The following is a 19,417-nucleotide window of genomic DNA, read 5'->3' as shown; positions in this document are numbered from 1 at the left end:
TTTCAGTACTATGCAAAATAAAGTACCGGATTAAGGAAGGTAATTCTCATAAAAAGATAATGGGCGATGGATGAAATGCTGTCTGGATAAGGCTTTAAGGTGTCGGACGTCATTATTATAATTATTTCTCATTGTGATGGACGGCAAATTTCCCGGATAAATGGCGAAAGATAATTGTCGTTTCACCCGTCGGGTGCCACCCGACGGGTGCAATGACCACCCGACGGGTGAAATATTCGCAGTGACATGCCAAAAAAAGGGCTCCGGAATCCCGGAGCCCCACCTCAAACCTTTAGGTCCAATTAAACTATTCGGGTATTCCTGTATTCGTTGCAGGTTTTGCGTAATTAAATTCCCTTCTGTCCAGCTTGCGCTGGCGCGGGTAAACCTCATCTGCCGTATTGCCATCATAGAGGCGGCCGTTCTTCATTACATATTGCACGGAGTTGGAGTTCCGGATGTTTTCCAGTGGGTTTTTGTCCAGGATCACCAGGTCGGCCAGTTTGCCCGCCTCAATACTTCCAAGGTTCTGGTCCAGCCCCAAAGTCTTAGCACCCAGTATGGTGGCTGTTTTCAGGGCATCATGGTTTTTCATGCCCCCGCTTTGCATGGCCCAGAGTTCCCAATGGTAGCCCAATCCCTGGAATTCACCATGGCTGCCAATACCTGCCAGTGCACCGCCTTCCACCAGGGACTTCATGTTTTTGGCATGTTTCGGGAAGACATGTTCCTCCGGCATAAACCATCCCTGAACCCGGCGGGTCTTCCCGGCCAGTTCTTCATAGGGCATGAAATGCTGCATTTTCTTTTCGTGATACGGGTTCTCCGTCTGAAAGTAATAGTTCTCCGCAAAAGGTCCGCCATAGGACACCAGTAAGGTGGGTGTTACTGCCATCTGGGCTTTCGCAATGGTGCCGGTAACATCTTTGAAAAGGGGGTATACCGGGATGGCATGCTCATGACCGGGGTAACCATCCAACAAATTGGTCATGTTCAACTTATAATTAAGACCACCTTCCGTAGTAGGATGCAATCCCTGGTTTTTCGCCGCCATAATGATCCACTGGCGTTGCTGGCGATTACCCGTCAGGTACATTTTGATGTATTTGGTATGATAATACTTACTGTACTGTTGCAAAATGCTCTCTGCCTGCGCGGAGTCTTTTACGTTATATGACCAGAATCCGACCCCTGGTCCGGTTGAATAGACCCTGGGACCTATCATTGAACCGGCATCCACCATATCCGAATAAGTCAGCACATCGGTTGTACTGGTCTGGGGATCCATGGTAGTGGTTACCCCATAAGCCAGGTTGGCCGCGTAGATCCAGACCTGGTTTTTATGCATGCTCCAGTTAGGCCACATATGTGAATGGGTGTCCACAAATCCGGGCAGGATGGTTTTCCCTTTGCAATCTATCTCCCTGGTGCCTGCCGGAACCGCGATCGACCCCGCCGCACCTACCGCTTTTATCCGGTTGTTTACCACTAACAGGTCCCCGGCTTCTATCACCTCATCTCCCTTCATGGAAATGATCCTTGCGTTTCGAAAAACAATCGCACCCGTTGGCATATCCCGTTCATAATAGATTTTGATAGCTGTTTCAAGGGGTTTATATACCGCATCTTCCTTCGGTTTTTCAGTCCCGCCGGCTTTTGCTTTAGCCGGATTGCCATCCGCCCCTGTGCTGTCAGCGGGTTTTTTGTCCAGGCTATCTGTTTTCGCAACCATATTTTTCAGCGAGTCCGCCGTCTTTTTCGCCTCCGCTTTTTTTGCCGCTTTCACACTGTCTTCAAAGCTGATTGCTTTGTCGATATCATACATAAAATGTGCGTTACCCAGTGTCCAGTGCACTTTTTTACCATCACTTTCCCAGGACGGGAATTCGCCGCCCAGGGTGGTCAGTTTCCTTGCCGGGAAGCTGGCATTGGCTGCATCGGCCACATTGATATTGACGGTTTTCCCGGTCTGGGGAATCGTCACCAGGTACAGCTCGTTGTTGATCTGGGCAAATGCCTGGTTACCTGTGGGGGCCATTCGGATATTGGCCGCATTGGATGGCATCTGCATTTCCATAGCCTCCGCTGCCGCTTCCGAAAGGATGCATTTATCCACCATGGGCATCCCGTTCTGGAAATTGCTCATCCCGTAGGTGGTTATACCGCTGATTTTGGCATGAATCTTTTCATCGCTTCCATCCCACTGGATACTCAATAATTGTCCTCCCTGGTTCAGGTAAATTCGGTTATCCCCCTTCACAAAATGCGGGTTATACCGCCCCAGGCATTTGTCAATCACGGTGATTTCGCCTCCCGATGCCGGGATCCAGCATAGTTCTTCCTCCGCGTTGTTATAGAAGGGGCTGATGGATTGCTTATACACTTCAGCATTGCTGCGCTGGAAAATAATCCGGTCGCCGGCAGGTGTAAAATTGGCAAACTGGTAGAGCCCCGGTGTTTTGGTCAGTTGTTGTACTCCTGTTTTGGCGTTGAGCACGGCTTTGAAGAGATGGCCTCCTTCGGGTGTCCAGGTGCTAAAGACCAGGCTGTTGCCATCTGGTGACCATACCGGCATCGCCTCCGTGAAATTATGATTCGTTACCCGCCTTGGATGGCCATTCGGGTAATCCATTATGTATAACCGATTGAGGGCGGTAAAGGCAAGCTTTTTACCATCCGGGGAGGGAACCAGGTTCCTGACCTGGGTGGTCAGCGCATGGGATGTATCTTTTATGGGAAACTGGAAGTCAAGCTGGGCGCCGAGTTCCACTTCGGTGTCTACAGAAAATGGGATGTCTGTTATGGCCGTTCCGTCCAGTGGTATCCTCCTGATTTTCCCACCGAAAGAAGCAATCAGTGCTTTATTGTCCGGCGTAAATGTCATTCCGGGTAGTACGCCCATGGTGGCAATGGATTCCTGTTCATCGCGCTGAACAGGGAATGCCAGCCATTTTTCTTCTCCTGTCTGCAGGTTTTTCAATACCAGTCCGGTTTTGTCTTCAAACCGGCTTCCGTAAACAAGCCATTTGCCGTCTTTTGAAAGAACAGGTGTGAAAGCCGAGCCATATCTTGAGGTCAGGGTTCGCGTTTTGGCTGTAGTCCGGTCGTAAATGCCCAACTGGTACTGAGGCATTGGTGCATTGTAGGTCCATGCCCCATTCCTCTGGGAGTAATAGATATAGCGGCCATCGTGACTGACGGCGGGATCGATGGTTTTTAGTGTTGGCGGGGCCTCAATCAGTTGTACCCCTCCGCCTCCTTTCTGGTGGATCATATGAAGCTGTACATTCATCTTTCCCTTCGCATAGACTACGTATTCCCCATCGGGGGTCCAGGCTGCACTGGGAATATTCATGTTGGCATCCTTTGTCAGCTGCGAGGTATCCTGCTTTTCAGTATCGATCAGCCATAGGTTTTCCGAACCGCTCCGGTCAGAGGTAAAGAGGATTTTTTTACCATCCGGACTATACCTCGGATGGGTGTCGAAAGCCATACCAGATGTGACAGCCGTCGCTTTTCCGCCGGTTGCCGGAATGGTATAGAGGTCACCCAGCAGGTCGAAAACGATGGTTTTGCCATCGGGACTGATATCCAGCGACATCCAGGTGCCTTCGGTAGTATTCAGTTTTATTTTTCGTGCCGGTTTAAGCGGCAGGTTTTTGAACCGCATATACTGATTGGTATCCTTTCGGATAGTATCGGTAACGGGGTGGAAGGGATAACCGGCATCTATCCCTGCCGCTTCAGCAGGTGTATAGTGGCCTATAAGCAGGGAAATGGTTATGAGGCCGCCAAAAGCTGCCTGAATACGGGGTTGCATATTGTAAGGAGGTTTATAGCCAGAATTTAAGCATTAAACCGTTCACCTTCAATACCCCACATCAAATTTGGGGTATCTGGGTAGTTTTTGCCCCCTTACCTCTCTTTTCACTTCTTCAGTCCAATCTCCCGCAGGCGCTCATCCAGGTATTCACCTGCAGTGGCATCAGGATAGGCCTTTGGATGGCCCGGGTCAATGCAGCTTTCCAGGCAGGCCAGGCTCATCTGGCTTTTAGGATGAAGGAAAAAAGGAATGGAGAACCGGCTGGTATGCCAGAATTCCCGCGGCGGGTTTACCACACGGTGAGTGGTGGACCGGAGGCGGTTGTTCGTCAGTCGCTGTAACATATCCCCCACATTCACTACAATCTGCTCAGGAAGGGAAGTGACCCCCACCCAGTCGCCCTGTTTGGTCAGGATCTGCAGACCGTCGGCGCTGGCACCCACCAGCAATGTTATCAGGTTGATGTCCTCATGCTGTTCTGCCCGGATGGCTGATTTTGGTTCCTGGGTAATGGGTGGGTAATGGATGGCCCGAAGAATGGAATTGCCATTATGGATCGGTTCATCGAAATAATGTTCATCCAGTCCGAGGTAAAGGGCAATGGCCTGGAGCAGGGATTTTCCGGATTTTTCGAACGCCCTGTAGGCCTTGTTGAAAGTATCCGTAAAGCCCGGCACCTCATCTATCTGCACGTTATCGGGATACTCATCTTTGGATGCATCGCCATCTTCCACCGTTTGTCCGTGTTGGTAAAATTCTTTCAGGTCTGGTGCATCCGAGCCTTTTGCGTGCTCACGGCCAAAAGAAGTATATCCCCGCTGGCCTGCCAGTTCCGGTATTTCATATTGCTTCTTTTTCTCTGTCGGAAGGGAGAAAAACTGCTGCACCTGCCGGTATATATCCGAAATCAGGTCATCGGGAATGCCATGGTTCTTAACGGCAACAAATCCTGTCTCTTCGTATGCTTTGCCGAGTTGTTCAACAAATTGTTGCTTCAATTGCGGATCACCGCTTAAAAAATCTGCGAGGTTTACTACCGGTATGGCCATGGCAATCGTTTATCGGTGAGAAATACATTTATTTTGGGAGGTGAAAATAATTAAAAGACTGAAAACAGGCGGACAACTATTACTTGGAACCATATTGTTAATAGGGTGTTCTCACAGGGTACATGAATTTTCCTTCCAGCCCCGAAATGCTATGGCTGAACCTGATTATGGCAGCCTCGACAACTGGGCAGCCCATCCGCTAAAAATAGATCCCTCTGATGAAGTGCCATCGCCACTCCGTGATGGCTATATAAAGGACACATCGGTGGATGTTTTTTTTGTTCATCCCACCACCTATACCACTAAACGGGCAAAAGAATGGAATGCCAGTCTGGATGATGAGGACCTGAACAGGAAGACGGACAGGTCAACCATCCAGTTACAGGCATCCGTTTTCAATGAATACAACGTGTATGCCCCGAGATACCGCCAGGCGCATATTCAGAGTTATTTTTCCACCGATACAATAACTGCAAAGCAGGCAATCGAATTTGCATATGGGGATGTAAGGGCTGCGTTCAGTTATTATCTGAAGCACCTGAACAATGGAAGGCCGGTAATCATCGCTTCGCACAGTCAGGGTACAACCCATTGCAAGTTGCTGTTGAAGGAATTTTTTGAGGGCCAACAACTGGAGGAAAAACTGGTTGCCGCCTATCTCATAGGCATGCCGCTGGAACCGGGGTACTTCAGGGATCTGCAGCCATGCAGCGACTCTTTGCAAACAGGTTGTTATATGGGATGGCGTACATTCAGAAAGGGATTCGAACCCGATTATCAACCCGGTATGCGGCAATCAATTGTAACAAACCCGCTCACCTGGACCAACGATACCGTATATGCGCCGGTAACCCTGCACAAGGGAGCCGTGCTAAGGAAATTCAACAAATTGTTTCCAGCCGTCAATGATGCGATGGTACACAAGGACCTTTTATGGGTGAGCCGGCCTAAATTTCCGGGAAGCCGGTTGTACCGGTCAAGGAACTATCATATCGGGGACATCAACCTGTTTTATGTGAACATCAGGGAGAACCTGCAGCAACGGGTGGAGCAATACAGGCGAATCCATCAACCCTAAACAGGCGAATGAATCCTAAAATTAATTTTGATAATAAATGGCTTCAATGGTCGCTCTTCCTGCTGGCGGTGGCAGTTAAGGCAACATTATTGAGAACCTATCTGACGATTGACGGAGACAGGGGATTACAATTTGTTGCCGCCATTCAGATGGCGAAAAACTACGGTTATACTATACCGGTAGTAGAGCTGTCTGATATCAACCTGGTGCTGCACAAAGTATTACTGGAGTGGCCCCCCTTGTACAGCAGCCTGATCGCCGGCTTGCTGAAACTCGGTTTGGGATATGTTGCTGCCGCTGCGGCAGTAGATACTGCGGGGGCCTTTCTCTACCTGCTCGGGATCTGGTGGCTGGCCAGGTTTATCGGATTCAGCGCCGGGGTCCGGATGCTGATTATCTGGTTTAAGGCTACTGAAATTTATGAGGGACTGTACAGTTCTCCCCCAACAGATTTTCTTTCCACAGCAGGGATACTGATGGCTGTTTACTTCTTCCTGAAGTGGATTGACAATGAAAAATGGAAGTATATCCTGTTGACAGGAATCTGTTTTTCTGTAGCTTTCCTGTTAAGGTATGTGTATGTTACCACCCTGTTTGTACTGCCGCTTTTATTGATCTGGAATGGTTGGAAGAAAGCAAAACCGAAGTACTTCAGGGCAGGTGTATTGCTTGCAGTTATTGTAGGTGCCAGCCTGGTGGGATACCTGGGTTTTAATAAGATCCAGACCGGTCACTTTACATATCTCGAAGAGTGGAGCAAGGGATTTTTTCCAGGCAAAGTGTTGAATCCTGTACCATTGTTCTGGCAGGCTATTACGCATGTAACCTTTATCTGCATGCAGTTCTCCCTGATATTCGGCACCCATTTCAGTCTTTTCCATAATTTCCTGAAGCTTACATCGGTCCTCATTCTTCTCTTCATGCTGGTAAACTGGATGAAAAATGCCAGGCCATGGCGACTGGTCATTCCGGCCGACAGGTACCAGCAACTGTTGCTATCCTCTGCTTTGCTGATGATACCCTATGTTGGAATACTTCTGTACCTAAGTGTAAGGGTGGAATTTTTTCATGAAGATGCGGGTTGGTCATATCTTGTGGAAGACCGCTATTATTTATACCTGCTCACCATTATCCTGTTGGTGATCTGCCGGCAATTATTCCAGGTTCGCTGGAAGAATAACTCCTTGCAGGGTTTGCTGAAGCGCCTGCTGTTGGTGGCATTGGTGTTCCAATCCGCCCATACTTTTTATGTGATAGCCAGGAGGGCACCACTGATTGTTACCGCAGATCCGACCTATCCGCAGGGAGCAGGCTGGCCATACCTCGACAGATTTACTGCTACGGCCAAAAGGATGGGCAATGAGGTGGTGATTTTTTCCAACAATTACGGGTTCTCTTTTTATGCCCTTCAGAACGATGTTCAGGTTTACCGCCATACCCGCAAACTCAGGGCAGATACAAAGATCAAATTAAGGAAACCAACCACGGTTATCCTGGAATTGAATAAGGCAGGCATTAAGGAAATGGTTCCCTTCCTTGACCGATACCAGTTTCAGCCAAGGCAGGTGTTTAATAATTATATTTTTTTTGTCGCCCATTTAAAACCTTCGGCAGAATGAATAATTATTTTATAGTGATACCTTGTTATAATGAATCTGCCATGCTGGGCAAGGTGATTGATGGACTCATTGATGCCGGTTACCCAAATATAATCGTGGTGGATGATGGATCTGAAGAATCACTGTCGGGTATTTGCGCCGCCAGGCATTGCCACTACCTGAGGCATGCTGTGAACCTTGGGCAGGGGGCGGCCCTGCAAACAGGAATCGAATACGCCATTATCCAAAATGCTGATGTGATTATTACTTTTGATGCGGATGGACAGCACGATCCTGCTGATATCGAAAAAATGGCCACACTAATCAGCCAGGGTAAAGCTGATATCGTATTGGGTTCCAGGTTTACCGGGTCAACACAGGGGCTTTCATTTACGAGAAAAATGGTTATCAAAACAGCCTGCTTTATCCAATTCCTTCTGTCTGGGTTTTGGATGACGGATGCCCATAACGGGATAAGGGCAATCAGCCGGGAAGCGGCAAAAAAAATTCACCTCACGGAGAACAGAATGGCCCATGCCACGGAGATCATTCTGGAAATCAGGCGGCACAAGCTGCGCTGGGTGGAAGTTCCCGTTCATATTGTATATTCAGAATACAGCCGTAATAAAGGACAGAAAACGGTGAACGGCATCCGTATTTTATTTGATGTAGTTTTACACAAACTCTTTAGATGAGTGGCATTCAACTTCTTCTGATCGCAGGTGTTTCGCTGATCACGGTTTATTTTATCCAGCGAATGAAGGCGGCTGTTTTCAGCGTGTTGCTGATGGCATTGCTTTGCCTTACTGCCATATTTTTTATCCTGCAGCCGGAGCTGACCAGCAGGATAGCCAATTACTTTGGCGTAGGACGCGGGGCAGATCTTGTTTTCTATATTTTCATTCTCCTCTTCTGGTTTATCCTGCTTAAACTGTATGCCAGAATCCGAAAACTGGAAGCAACCGTAACCGAACTTGCCAGGAAGATTTCCATCAATTCCGCTCTTAATGAAACACGAGGTAATGACTGAAACGGAAAACAAAACCGGAGTCAGGTCGCTGAGTATTGTAATGCCTTGCCTGAATGAAGCGGTTACGCTTGAAACCTGTATCAGCAGGGCAAAAAAATTCCTGTCAACACTTGAGATTCCGTCAGAGATTATTATTGCTGACAATGGCAGCACGGATGGATCAATTGAAATGGCCATCAATGCTGGTGTGAAATGCCTGAAAGTGCAGGAAAAGGGATATGGGGCTGCCCTGCATTACGGTATAATGGCTGCTTCCGGGTCCCATATCATTTTTGGCGATTCTGATGACAGTTATCATTTTGATGAGTGCCGGCCTTTTTATGAAAAGCTGAACCAGGGCGCCGACCTTGTGGTTGGCAACAGGTTCCGGGGTGGTGTTGAAAAAAATGCCATGCCTTTCCTGCACCGTTACCTGGGAACACCGGTCATATCATTTATGGGAAGAACAGCATTTGAAGTTCCCTTTACGGATTTTAACTGCGGGCTCAGGGCCATTAGTAAATCGGCCTACCTGGAGCTGGGAATGCAGGCGAGGGGTATGGATTTTATTACCGAAATGCTTGCCAAGGCCGGGCACAAGAAAATGACAATAGAAGAAGTGCCGGTAAGATTGTATAAAGACGGGCGAAACCGCCCCCCGCACCTTAAAACCTGGCAGGATGGATGGCGCCAGTTCAGGCAGATCATCATGTTGTCGCCCAAATGGCCGCTGCTTTTTCCGGCACTGTTTTTTTTGATCCTTGGCCTGGTAATTTTTTCCGCCTTGCTGTTTTCCAGAATCAGGATCGCTTCGGTTAATCTTGATATTCATACCTTCTTTTTCGGGTCGGTGTTTTTCCTGCTGGGTTTGCAGTTATTCCTTTTCTATCTGCTGATGCGGTTTTATGGTTTCAGGATGGAGTATCATTCGCTAACCGGTTTCGAGGCACGTATTTTCAGGACATTCAGGTTTGAGAAAGGCCTTCTGCTGGGAGCCCTGGTATTTTTAGCCGGATTGTTGCTTTCTTCCCTTGCAGTGCTTCAATGGGCCAATGCCGATTTCGGGGACCTGAACCCCATGCGTACATTTCGCCTGGTTATTCCCGGTGGCATGGGAATAATGGCCGGGGCACAGATCATAGTGTTTTCATTCCTGCTTCATGCACTGGTTACGTTTAAAGTTAAATTCGAAAATCATCCCCCTCAATGGCTCAAGTGAACAGTTGGAAATCCACGGGAAGGGAAGCCCCGGCGTTTTCAGTTTTTAACAGCATGGTTGCCTGTTACAGTGTGGCGGGACTGCTCATGTTTTATCTGGTATGCTGTCATATCAATCCCGATGGCATAGCTTACCTGACCATTGCCAAGAACTACGCCAACGGCAACTGGCACGCAGCCATCAATGCCTATTGGTCCCCGCTCCTGTCATGGATACTATCACCATTTAGTTTCATTCCGGTTGAACTGCTGTTTTTTTATTATGCGCTCAACTTTTTCCTGGGACTGGCGGGATTGTTTGTATTCCGGCAACTGATGCGGCAGCTGGAATTTGGTAAGCCCGTACAAGTGCTGCTGATTCCTGTATTTACCGGCTTTATGCTGCTCTTTGCCTTCAGGTTCATGACCCCCGACCTGATGGTGGTGGTATTATTGTTGATGTTCCTGCGCTTCTGGCTGAAAACTGATGCACTCGATCGTCCCCTCATCACATCACTTTGGCTGTTGGTTCTGTATTTTGCCAAGCCCTACAATTTTATTTTCGGAGCAGGCTTGCTGGCATACGATCTCCTGGCGCGGTTCCGGCAAAAAAAAGGTTCTAAGGCGTTTCAGAATTTCCTGCTCATTTTCGTTTATTTCTTACTGTTAGCATCACCCTGGCTGATTGCGATTCACTGGAAATACGGTGAATGGATGCTGTCAGGGGCCGGCGGGTTCAACCACGGCGCGGCACTGGTAAATCTTGGCTTCCTGGGATTGGATATCCCTGGTATGGAGTCGATCAAAGACAGTTATGCCTTCATGTTCCGGTTTGGTGTACAGCCGCATGAATATTCCGTATTTGCCTGGGAGGATCCGGTGCTGATGGCAGATTACAATGATTATAATATCCTGGGATCTGTTGACAATTTCCTGCTTCAGTTGAGGGTCATCTGGGTGAATTTCCGTTACCTGCTAAGTTTCAAGGATGTGCTGCTTAGTATTTCATTTGCGGGACTGCTGCTTGCAGGTCTGAAAGCAATCCTGTATGGTAAAAAACAGTTCAGGAATGGCGGGTGGGCGGCGATCAGGCTGAATGATATCCCATACAGGTTGTTCTTTTTCGGTTCCCTTTACCTGCTTGGCTATATGCTTCTTTTCCTGGAGAACCGTTATCTCTGGATCAACCTGATTGTCGGGCTGATCGCAGCAGGTTTATTGATAGAAGATTATTTCGGACAGGCCCAGGCCCGGGCAAGCGGAAAGTCTACTCTGAAATGGTGGTTTATGATCGGATTGGTGTTGGGTGCGGTTTCTTTTTATACATTTCTTTTCAGAACCTTTTCTGTGATGCTGGAAAAAATGGAACCTGCCGGTTATAAGGAATATGCCCTTGGCAGGGAAATCAAGTCCCTTGTTAAACAGGAAAACCGGATAGCCGCGCATTGGCCTTATGTACGCGAATACAGCCTGTTCAGTTCCTGGTTTACTACCTATTTCGCCGGAGGCAAACATTTTAATTGTTTGCCTGATGATGAGGACGCAGCCAATAACCTGATCAATAAACACCGCATTAATATTGTCTTTGTGCCGGAGGGCAAGCCATTGCCCGGCAACCTGGTTGTAAGCAAGTGGGTAAAACTGGATGATGCTATTCCTGAGATGGATGTTTACCTGAGGCCGCAATAAGATAACCGGCCTGCTTCACGGTTTCCATGTCATCTGCAAGGCAATAGGCCGGAACCGCATTGATCAGCATTTCATCCATCAAATCAACAATATTCTTGTAGGAAGCCGACTGGTCGGGATGAATGATGATGTTAAAATCTTTTTTCTTTCCGGTCAATGCAAGCGCTGCCTGCTTTTCCCTGATGAGGTCGCCGACTCCGTGGTTTAGCTGGTAACCGGTTATGCCCAGCGCCTGGTCTTGTTTGGCCTGCTCCAGGCTGCCATGAAAATATAAGACACTGTCATTTCCGGTAGGGATCAGCGTTAGTGTGGCGCTCTCTCCAACATTTGTTGGCGAACCATCTGCGGGCAGGTTAAGCCTCATGGCTGTCTGTTCCTCCATGGTGGTGGTGAATATGAAAAAGGTGATCAGCAAAAAGCCCAGGTCAACCATGGGAGTGAGGTCCACCCTTGTCGATAATTTTTTTGATCGGGTAATACCTTTCCTGCCGCCACCCGGGGTGGAACTTGTTTGGAGTTCTGCCATAAAATTAATTTGACAATAGGATGTGTGCCGCTGCCAAATTCCATAAAAAAACGCCGGAGTTTTTTCCGGCGGGGTGGGGATGGCGTCAGACGTTTGAGGCGTCTGACGTTTAGGATTAATGAATTCATAAATCTCAAACGTCAGACGCCTTACCACAAACGTCAAACATCTCAAGCGTCAGACGCCTCTTAAAACTCTGCAGTCTTTGGCGCGCGCGGGAAAGCGATTACATCCCTGATATTGCTCATACCGGTAACAAAAAGTACCATGCGTTCAAAGCCAAGTCCAAAGCCGGCATGCGGAACCGTACCAAAACGGCGGGTATCCAGGTACCACCAAAGTTCTTCGGCGGGAATATTCATCTCTTTCATACGGGCTTCAAGCACTTCCATCCTTTCTTCCCGCTGCGATCCGCCTACGATCTCACCAATGCCCGGCGCAAGGATATCCATGGCGGCAACGGTTTTGCCATCCTCATTCATGCGCATGTAAAACGCCTTGAATTCCTTGGGATAGTTGGTAACGATAACCGGCTTTTTGAAATGTTTTTCCACCAGGTAGCGTTCATGCTCACTCTGCATATCCACGCCCCACTTCACCTCGTACTGGAATTTCTTTTTCTTGTATGCAGGCGATTGCAGGAGTATGTCGATAGCTTCTGTGTAGGTAATGCGTTCGAAATTGTTATTCAGCACAAATTCCAGTTTCTCTATCAGCCCCATATCGCTGCGTTTATCGGCCGGAAGTTGTTTTTCTTCCTCAGCCAGGCGGGCTGCAAGAAATTCGAGGTCTTCGCGGTTATGCTCCATCGCAAACCGGATGATGTATTTGATGAACTCTTCAGCCAGGTTCATGTTGTCTTCCAGATCGCAGAATGCCATTTCCGGTTCAATCATCCAGAACTCAGCCAGGTGACGGGTTGTGTTGGAATTCTCGGCACGGAAGGTGGGACCGAAGGTATAGATCTCACCAAATGCTGTTGCAGCCAGTTCGCCTTCAAGCTGGCCACTTACCGTCAGGTTGGTGGTTCTTCCGAAAAAGTCTTCTTTAAAATTGATGCTGCCATCCTCGTTGCGGGGAGGGTTATCAAAAGGCAGGGTGGTTACGCGGAACATCTCACCGGCACCTTCAGCATCGCTGGCAGTGATGATCGGGGTATGCATGTATAGAAATCCCTTCTCGTGAAAGAATTTATGGATGGCAAATGCCAGTGAATGCCTCACGCGGAATACCGAACCGAATGTGTTGGTGCGAAAACGCAGGTGGGCCTTTTCACGCAGGAACTCCAGGCTGTGCTTCTTGGGCTGGAGCGGATATTTTTCAGGATCGCTGTCGCCCAGGATTTCCAGGGTTGCTGCCTTAATCTCCAGCTTCTGGCCCTTGCCCTGGGAGGCAATGACAGTGCCGGTAACTTTTAACGAAGAGCTCGTGGTAATCCTTTTGAGAAAATCATCCTCGTATTTGCCAAGTTCAACCACCACCTGCAGGTTGGTATTGGTGGAACCATCGTTCAGCGCAATAAACTGGTTATTCCGGAAGGTACGTACCCATCCCATTACTGTTACTTCCTGCTGGGCCGGTTCCCAGGTCAGCAATTCTTTGATCTTTACTCGCTTGTTGAACATAGCCAATATTTAAGGACGGCAAAGATAAGCTGATTCTGTAAGGGTCAGGGCCTGCCAGTCAGATTTTCCGTCCGCCTGTATGGCGGAATTGCAGGAACAACCATGTATTGAACAGTCCTCTTCTGCAGGTAATTACTCAGGGTTTCTGCTGGAAACATGCTGCTGAAGCCCCCGGTTAATTAAAAAAAAACCACCAATTTTTTTAAAATCTGGTCATTTTAGCCTAAAATTGCATTTGGAATCTAGCTGATTAGTTCTCCCCCAGCTCACCAACTCATCAGTTTTAGTCCACCCAACCAATCATCAATTCGATTTTTTTCAAGAAGTAAGGCTGATTGAAATCTCACAAAACGCACAAGTCCTAGTATGTATGACATTTTGCAACTGAACGACATGCTCGTTCCTGAGTTGCTCGATATTGCTGAGCAACTGAAAATTCCCAATGCAAAAAAACTTGACAAGCAGGAGCTGATTTACAAGATCCTTGACAGGCAGGCAGTGATTGCCAGTGAAGGAAAAGGAACAGAGCTGACTGACAAAGGAAAGCGCAGGCGTATCGTTAAAGCAACCACCTCCAACATTTCAGAAGAAGCAGTGGTGGAATCTGACGAGGAAGAAAAACCACGTAAACCCGAACCGAGGAAGCAGGTGACTAAAAAGGAGGAAGCTCCCCGTAAGGAAGAAGTAAGTCAGAAGGCAGAACCCGCCCGCAAGGAAGAAAAACCTGTTATAAAACGCGGCCGCAAAAAAACTGAAGACCAGCAGGCAGAAGCCCAGCTTCCAATGCTGAAGGATGACCAGGATCAACTGGTTGCCGCTGAAGCGGAAGCCGAAGTGGGCGAACTTATCAAGCAGGTTGCAGAACCAGCACCGGTAATCACTCCGGCTGAGCCCTCTGCACCAAGGCAACAGCACCAGCCTCACCAGCAAAAGCGGGAACGCGACTTTTTCAATATTGAATTTGACGGCGTAATTCCGGCAGAGGGTGTTTTGGAAATGATGCCTGATGGTTATGGATTCCTCCGCAGCAGTGATTACAACTACCTCTCCTCCCCTGATGATGTGTATGTTTCGCCATCACAGATAAAATTATTCGGACTCAAAACAGGTGATACTGTAAACGGATCTGTCCGCCCGCCAAAAGAAGGTGAAAAATATTTCGCCCTTCTGAAGGTTGAAACCATCAATGGCCGCACGCCGGAAGAGGTTCGCGACAGGGTGCCATTTGACTACCTGACCCCGCTTTTCCCATTTGAGAAGCTGAACCTGTTTACCGAGCCCAACGGCTACAGTACCCGGATGATCGACCTGTTCACGCCAATAGGCAAGGGACAGCGTGGATTAATCGTTGCACAGCCAAAAACCGGTAAAACGGTATTGCTGAAAGAAGTGGCCAATGCCATTTCCGCCAACCACCCCGAGTGCTACCTGATGGTGGTGCTGATCGATGAACGCCCCGAGGAAGTAACCGATATGGAACGCAGTGTAAAGGCTGAAGTAATTGCTTCCACATTTGACGAGCCTGCTGAAAAGCATGTGAAGGTTTCCACCATCGCCCTGCAAAAGGCCAAACGCCTGGTGGAGTGTGGTCATGATGTGGTGATCCTGCTGGATTCCATCACCCGACTGGCACGTGCCCATAACACAGTAGCGCCTTCTTCCGGTAAAGTCCTTAGTGGTGGTGTGGAAGCTAATGCCATGCAGAAACCCAAGCAGTTTTTTGGTGCAGCCCGTAAGATTGAAAATGGCGGTTCATTGACCATTCTGGCTACAGCCCTGATCGATACTGGTTCAAAAATGGACGAGGTGATCTTTGAAGAATTCAAGGGAACCGGTAACATGGAATTGCAGCTTGACCGTCGCCTGGCCAACCGCCGTGTTTATCCGGCTATTGACCTGGTATCTTCTTCTACGAGGAGGGATGACCTGCTGCTGGACAGGGATGTGCTACAGAGGATGAACCTCCTGCGTTTATACCTGAACGATATGAACACCGAGGAAGCTATGTCTGAATTGCTGAAACGCATGCGTGGAACCAAGAGTAATGAAGAGTTCCTTGCAAGCATGAATAGATAAATTTTGTTCGAAATACCAATAAAACCGGCCCTTTACGGGCCTGTTTTATTAATGTCCGGGCTGCTCCCGGCCAAAACCGATCGTTTGAATTATGGCTGTTAAGCCCATTGTACTGGAGAAATTCCTGGAACTCTCTGTTGATCATCCGGTCCTTGATGTCAGGAGCCCGGCCGAATATGCGCATGCCCATATCCCCGGCGCGTATTCATTGCCGCTATTCAATGATGAGGAAAGAAAAGTTGTAGGCACAGCCTATAAGCAGGAAAGCCGTGAACAGGCCATCAAGATCGGGCTCGATTATTTCGGACCGAAAATGCGCCGGATGGTCGAAGTAGCGGAGGGTATTCTTTCCCAGCAGGGTAAATCGGCTTCAACACCCAATCCCCAAACTTCAAATATACTGTTGGTTCACTGCTGGCGGGGTGGCATGCGCTCCGCAGGGGTTGCATGGCTGCTCGACCTGTACGGCTTTGAAGTGTACACACTGGTGGGCGGCTATAAAAGTTTCCGCCACTTCGTCGTGGAAACATTTACCAGGCAATGGTCAATGAAAGTGCTTGGAGGTTATACCGGAAGCGGAAAGACCGCCATTCTTGAAAAAATCGAGCGCTTAGGCGACTCCGTTATAGACCTTGAAAAACTGGCATTCCATAAGGGTTCGGCATTTGGTCACCTCGGGCAGCCTGAGCAGCCATCGCAGGAAATGTTTGAAAACAAACTCGCCATTGAACTCAATAATCTGTCCGGCAAGGGTGGAGGCGAAAATAGCGCTATCCCGCAACCTTTCTGGGTTGAAGACGAGAGCTGGCGGATCGGCAATATACTGGTGCCCCAGCCATTCTATAAGCAGATGCGCTCGGCACCCTGTTATTTTCTCGATATACCTTTCAGCGAAAGGCTTCAATACATTGTGAAAGACTATGGGAAGGCCGACCGCGAAAACCTGATCAGCGCTGTACTACGCATTCAGAAAAGACTGGGCGGACTGGAAACCAAAACTGCCATCAACTGCCTGGTGGAGAATGACATTGAAGGTGCTTTCTCCATTCTGTTGAAATATTACGACAAGTGGTACCTGAAGGGGCTCTACAGCCGCGAGCCGGGTTGCCCGCCTGTCGTAAATGTACCCGCCAATTCGGTTGATCCTGTACGTAATTCGCAGCTTTTGTTGAACACAATGAATTAATAAACTATGTCTGATAATAAATATCCGCTTACCCAATATTCCCATGGAGCCGGCTGCGGCTGTAAGATTTCCCCGCAGGCACTGGAGCAGATCCTGCATTCTGAACAACCCGCCATCGCAAACGAAAAGCTGCTGGTGGGAAACCAGTCAAAGGATGATGCGGCTGTATATGACCTGGGGAATGATAATGCCCTGATTTCTACCACCGATTTTTTCATGCCCATTGTGGACGATGCCTATGATTTCGGCAGGATCGCTTCTGCAAATGCCATCAGTGATGTATATGCGATGGGCGGCAGGCCGATCCTGGCCATTGCCATCCTTGGCTGGCCGATAGAAAAACTTCCTGCCGGGCTGGCGAGCCAGGTGCTTGAAGGAGCCCGGGCTACCTGTGCACTGGCCGGGATCCCACTGGCCGGAGGGCACAGCATTGATTCGCCTGAACCCTTGTTTGGACTCGCAGTAAACGGACTGGTCCATAAAAGCCAGCTTAAACAAAATAACACGGCACGCAGGGGAGACCTTTTACTCATGACCAAATCCCTCGGTACAGGAGTGCTTTCCACTGCCCAAAAAAGAAGTGTACTGGAACCTGCTCATTATGATGGCCTGCTGAAACAGCTTGTTCAATTGAATAATGTGGGCGAGAAGCTTGCCGCTATTGAGGGCGTACACGCTATGACAGATATTACCGGCTTCGGCCTCCTGGGCCACCTGATTGAAATGGCGGAAGGAAGCGGACTTGGAGCCCAGATTCAATATGAAAAAATCCCGGTGCTTGACGGGGTGAGGGAATACCTCTCCAGGCGCATCGTTCCCGATGCTACTTACAGGAACTGGAACAGTTACAGCAACAAGGTCGGTTTCGAAAAAGGTGTGAACGTGATGGAGGCCTTCAGCCTGCTTCCGGATCCACAAACCAACGGCGGCCTGCTGATCGCAGTTGATCCCGGTGCACTTGCAAAAGTGCAGGAAATCCTGCGCGAATCAGAACTTGAAAATTTTATCGAACCCATTGGTGAAATAACAGAACCCGGCGATAAAATTATCATGGTAAAATAATCACATTTATGTGTGGTTGTCCATCAGGCAATACTGAGCTAGCTTGTCCCGATGGAAATCAGGTATGTAAATAAAGACTTCAGGAACTCACTTTATTGTTATCTATCCCTGTCGCTGTTTTTCATTCTGGCCTGGTGGTATGGAGTCGTCCTGGAAAAGAAAGGATTTGATGTCAGGCAGGTTGAAATAGATGGAGTGCTGCTGTATATAGCGGGAATATTCCTCATCATGTTGCAGCAGAAGATAAAAATTCCGGACCTGCTGAACCGGAAGATCGGTGCGGACCACAGGGCTTTATATCCATTCGCATTGGGAATTCTTTTCGGCCTGACGGATCTGCTGGTTTTTAAAATCGTCCTGCACCCGCAACCCTATGACACCCTTCCGCCATTTTTGCAACCCTTCCCCTATTCTGTTTTGCTCTACATCCAGGGTGCGATCTATACCGAAATATTGTACCGCCTGCTACCCTTCACCATCCTCCTGCTGGTGCTCGAATTTTTTCACCCGTCGGGTGCCACCCGACGGGTGGGATTCTGGATCATTGCCATCCTGACTTCCCTCCTGGAGCCGGTAATGCAATTGCCGGATGGTGCTATATGGCTGAAGGCTTATAGTTTTTTAAGCGGCTTTGCCTTTAATCTGCTACAGGCATGGTTTTTAAGAAAGGCGGGATTCCTGGCCGCACTGAATGTGAGGCTGGGTCATTACCTGGTCTGGCACGTACTGCTCGGGGTATATGTAGAGTATTTTGAATTGCGGTGATTCAGAAAAGACAGGCCCTTCTTTAACCCGTTACCTGAACCGGTTCAGGATTTTAAAAGTGCATCGATCCGTGCAGCCAGCTGATGGTCTTTTTCAGTGACAATATCTCCGGCATCGTGGGTGTTCAGCCAGATTTCCACCTGGTTCCAAACGTTGCTCCACCGGGGATGGTGGTTCATTTTTTCAGCCACCATGGCCACACGCGTCATAAAGGCGAATGCCTCTGAAAAATCCGCGAATTCGAACTTCCTGTACAATGCCTTGTTGGTTTCCTGCCACATGGTTCAGCATTTTAAATTAAAATATCAGGTGTTCCTTGTTTTTGATTTTCTCATTGGTCAGTTCCACCACCAGTTGTACCCCGCCGATCGCACGTATGGATTGCTGTATGTCTCCTATCGCAGAGGAGGAAACCTCATCACCCTTTATCATCCATAAAAAATCAAGGTGCCGGAATTCCGGCAACAGGTATTCGCCATCATGCTGGTTCTTATACAGGTAATGCGAGAGAAACTGTCCGGGTTCATGGTATTCATACACAGGGAAATAATAATTCCTGTTCTTTTTTGTCAGTTGTATCTCAATATCATTATTTATCCTGAAACGAAAACGGAACCGCTGGTTTAACTGCCAGCAAAACTGGTAGTCACGTATTGGTGCCACAATCCCCAGCAGGTGTGCGTCTTCGAAAAAGCCATCGGCCATGTCGGAGACATCCAGCTTAAATTTCATCG

At 48.5% G+C, this 19,417-nt stretch carries 16 protein-coding genes; 10 read left to right on the top strand and 6 right to left on the bottom strand.

Annotated elements, in window-relative coordinates; all coding sequences use genetic code 11:
- Window positions 1–307: 307 nt before the first annotated feature.
- Together BC349_RS17480 and BC349_RS17475 are read right to left on the bottom strand one after the other, a co-directional pair.
- Complete coding sequence (locus tag BC349_RS17480; RefSeq protein WP_187258080.1) at window positions 308–3,820, bottom strand: amidohydrolase family protein; 3,513 nt, start codon at window positions 3,818–3,820, stop codon at window positions 308–310.
- 107 nt (window positions 3,821–3,927) lie between these two features.
- A complete protein-coding gene (locus BC349_RS17475) occupies window positions 3,928–4,872 on the bottom strand; it encodes an isopenicillin N synthase family dioxygenase (protein ID WP_187258079.1) in 945 nt (314 codons plus the stop codon).
- 151 nt (window positions 4,873–5,023) lie between these two features.
- Between BC349_RS17475 and BC349_RS17470 the strand changes: the two genes are divergently transcribed.
- From BC349_RS17470 to BC349_RS17445, 6 genes are read left to right on the top strand one after another with little or no spacing between them, the layout of a single operon-like run.
- A complete protein-coding gene (locus tag BC349_RS17470; protein WP_187258078.1) occupies window positions 5,024–5,950 on the top strand; it encodes a DUF3089 domain-containing protein in 927 nt (308 codons plus the stop codon).
- Between the two features lie 8 nt (window positions 5,951–5,958).
- Window positions 5,959–7,569: a glycosyltransferase family 39 protein gene (locus BC349_RS17465; RefSeq protein ID WP_187258077.1), complete on the top strand. Its 1,611-nt coding sequence runs from the start codon at window positions 5,959–5,961 to the stop codon at window positions 7,567–7,569.
- Window positions 7,566–8,243, top strand: coding sequence for a glycosyltransferase family 2 protein (locus tag BC349_RS17460; protein WP_187258076.1), 678 nt, complete (start codon window positions 7,566–7,568; stop codon window positions 8,241–8,243). The genes BC349_RS17465 and BC349_RS17460 overlap by 4 nt, the downstream gene beginning before the upstream one ends.
- Window positions 8,240–8,578 carry a DUF2304 domain-containing protein gene (locus tag BC349_RS17455; protein WP_187258075.1) on the top strand — a complete coding sequence of 113 codons (339 nt, stop codon included), beginning with the start codon at window positions 8,240–8,242 and terminating at the stop codon, window positions 8,576–8,578. The genes BC349_RS17460 and BC349_RS17455 overlap by 4 nt, the downstream gene beginning before the upstream one ends.
- Window positions 8,556–9,776 (top strand): glycosyltransferase family 2 protein, encoded by a 1,221-nt coding sequence (locus tag BC349_RS17450; protein WP_187258074.1) that lies wholly within the window; start codon window positions 8,556–8,558, stop codon window positions 9,774–9,776. The genes BC349_RS17455 and BC349_RS17450 overlap by 23 nt, the downstream gene beginning before the upstream one ends.
- The gene (locus BC349_RS17445) at window positions 9,764–11,443 is read left to right on the top strand and encodes a hypothetical protein (protein WP_187258073.1); all 1,680 of its coding nucleotides are present in this window, start codon (window positions 9,764–9,766) and stop codon (window positions 11,441–11,443) included. The genes BC349_RS17450 and BC349_RS17445 overlap by 13 nt, the downstream gene beginning before the upstream one ends.
- Here BC349_RS17445 and BC349_RS17440 read toward each other — a convergent pair.
- Both BC349_RS17440 and asnS read right to left on the bottom strand, forming a co-directional pair.
- Window positions 11,406–11,969, bottom strand: coding sequence for an ExbD/TolR family protein (locus BC349_RS17440; protein ID WP_187258072.1), 564 nt, complete (start codon window positions 11,967–11,969; stop codon window positions 11,406–11,408). The two genes, BC349_RS17445 and BC349_RS17440, sit on opposite strands and share 38 nt — an antisense overlap.
- Window positions 11,970–12,157: 188 nt before the next feature.
- Window positions 12,158–13,594 carry an asparagine--tRNA ligase gene (asnS, locus tag BC349_RS17435; protein ID WP_187258071.1) on the bottom strand — a complete coding sequence of 479 codons (1,437 nt, stop codon included), beginning with the start codon at window positions 13,592–13,594 and terminating at the stop codon, window positions 12,158–12,160.
- 366 nt (window positions 13,595–13,960) lie between these two features.
- Between asnS and rho the strand changes: the two genes are divergently transcribed.
- The 4 genes from rho (at window position 13,961) to BC349_RS17415 (ending at window position 18,683) form a co-directional block, all read left to right on the top strand.
- Window positions 13,961–15,670 carry a transcription termination factor Rho gene (gene rho, locus BC349_RS17430; protein WP_187258070.1) on the top strand — a complete coding sequence of 570 codons (1,710 nt, stop codon included), beginning with the start codon at window positions 13,961–13,963 and terminating at the stop codon, window positions 15,668–15,670.
- 91 nt (window positions 15,671–15,761) lie between these two features.
- Window positions 15,762–16,856 carry a tRNA 2-selenouridine(34) synthase MnmH gene (gene mnmH / locus BC349_RS17425; protein ID WP_187258069.1) on the top strand — a complete coding sequence of 365 codons (1,095 nt, stop codon included), beginning with the start codon at window positions 15,762–15,764 and terminating at the stop codon, window positions 16,854–16,856.
- Window positions 16,857–16,862: 6 nt separating this feature from the next.
- Window positions 16,863–17,918 carry a selenide, water dikinase SelD gene (gene selD, locus BC349_RS17420; RefSeq protein ID WP_187258068.1) on the top strand — a complete coding sequence of 352 codons (1,056 nt, stop codon included), beginning with the start codon at window positions 16,863–16,865 and terminating at the stop codon, window positions 17,916–17,918.
- A 51-nt stretch (window positions 17,919–17,969) separates the two neighbouring features.
- Complete coding sequence (locus tag BC349_RS17415) at window positions 17,970–18,683, top strand: hypothetical protein (RefSeq protein ID WP_187258067.1); 714 nt, start codon at window positions 17,970–17,972, stop codon at window positions 18,681–18,683.
- Between the two features lie 44 nt (window positions 18,684–18,727).
- Here BC349_RS17415 and BC349_RS17410 read toward each other — a convergent pair whose 3' ends face one another.
- Together BC349_RS17410 and BC349_RS17405 are read right to left on the bottom strand one after the other, a co-directional pair.
- Window positions 18,728–18,964 carry a 4a-hydroxytetrahydrobiopterin dehydratase gene (locus BC349_RS17410; protein WP_187258066.1) on the bottom strand — a complete coding sequence of 79 codons (237 nt, stop codon included), beginning with the start codon at window positions 18,962–18,964 and terminating at the stop codon, window positions 18,728–18,730.
- Between the two features lie 16 nt (window positions 18,965–18,980).
- Complete coding sequence (locus tag BC349_RS17405; protein ID WP_187258065.1) at window positions 18,981–19,415, bottom strand: IPExxxVDY family protein; 435 nt, start codon at window positions 19,413–19,415, stop codon at window positions 18,981–18,983.
- Window positions 19,416–19,417: the final 2 nt, after the last annotated feature.

Origin of the sequence: Flavihumibacter stibioxidans, assembly GCF_014332695.1 — a bacterium.
GTDB classification, from domain to species: domain Bacteria; phylum Bacteroidota; class Bacteroidia; order Chitinophagales; family Chitinophagaceae; genus Flavihumibacter; species Flavihumibacter stibioxidans.
This window is presented reverse-complemented; position numbering and strand designations above follow the sequence as displayed.

Coding starts and splice junctions, on each gene's coding strand:
- mnmH (WP_187258069.1), top strand. CDS start 15,762: ATGGCTGTTAAGCCCATTGTACTGGAGAAATTCCTGGAACTCTCTGTT.
- rho (WP_187258070.1), top strand. CDS start 13,961: ATGTATGACATTTTGCAACTGAACGACATGCTCGTTCCTGAGTTGCTC.
- BC349_RS17455 (WP_187258075.1), top strand. CDS start 8,240: ATGAGTGGCATTCAACTTCTTCTGATCGCAGGTGTTTCGCTGATCACG.
- BC349_RS17410 (WP_187258066.1), bottom strand. CDS start 18,964: ATGTGGCAGGAAACCAACAAGGCATTGTACAGGAAGTTCGAATTCGCG.
- BC349_RS17480 (WP_187258080.1), bottom strand. CDS start 3,820: ATGCAACCCCGTATTCAGGCAGCTTTTGGCGGCCTCATAACCATTTCC.
- BC349_RS17465 (WP_187258077.1), top strand. CDS start 5,959: ATGAATCCTAAAATTAATTTTGATAATAAATGGCTTCAATGGTCGCTC.
- BC349_RS17450 (WP_187258074.1), top strand. CDS start 8,556: ATGAAACACGAGGTAATGACTGAAACGGAAAACAAAACCGGAGTCAGG.
- BC349_RS17445 (WP_187258073.1), top strand. CDS start 9,764: ATGGCTCAAGTGAACAGTTGGAAATCCACGGGAAGGGAAGCCCCGGCG.
- BC349_RS17415 (WP_187258067.1), top strand. CDS start 17,970: ATGGAAATCAGGTATGTAAATAAAGACTTCAGGAACTCACTTTATTGT.
- BC349_RS17470 (WP_187258078.1), top strand. CDS start 5,024: ATGGCTGAACCTGATTATGGCAGCCTCGACAACTGGGCAGCCCATCCG.
- BC349_RS17440 (WP_187258072.1), bottom strand. CDS start 11,969: ATGGCAGAACTCCAAACAAGTTCCACCCCGGGTGGCGGCAGGAAAGGT.
- selD (WP_187258068.1), top strand. CDS start 16,863: ATGTCTGATAATAAATATCCGCTTACCCAATATTCCCATGGAGCCGGC.
- BC349_RS17475 (WP_187258079.1), bottom strand. CDS start 4,872: ATGGCCATACCGGTAGTAAACCTCGCAGATTTTTTAAGCGGTGATCCG.
- BC349_RS17460 (WP_187258076.1), top strand. CDS start 7,566: ATGAATAATTATTTTATAGTGATACCTTGTTATAATGAATCTGCCATG.
- BC349_RS17405 (WP_187258065.1), bottom strand. CDS start 19,415: ATGAAATTTAAGCTGGATGTCTCCGACATGGCCGATGGCTTTTTCGAA.
- asnS (WP_187258071.1), bottom strand. CDS start 13,594: ATGTTCAACAAGCGAGTAAAGATCAAAGAATTGCTGACCTGGGAACCG.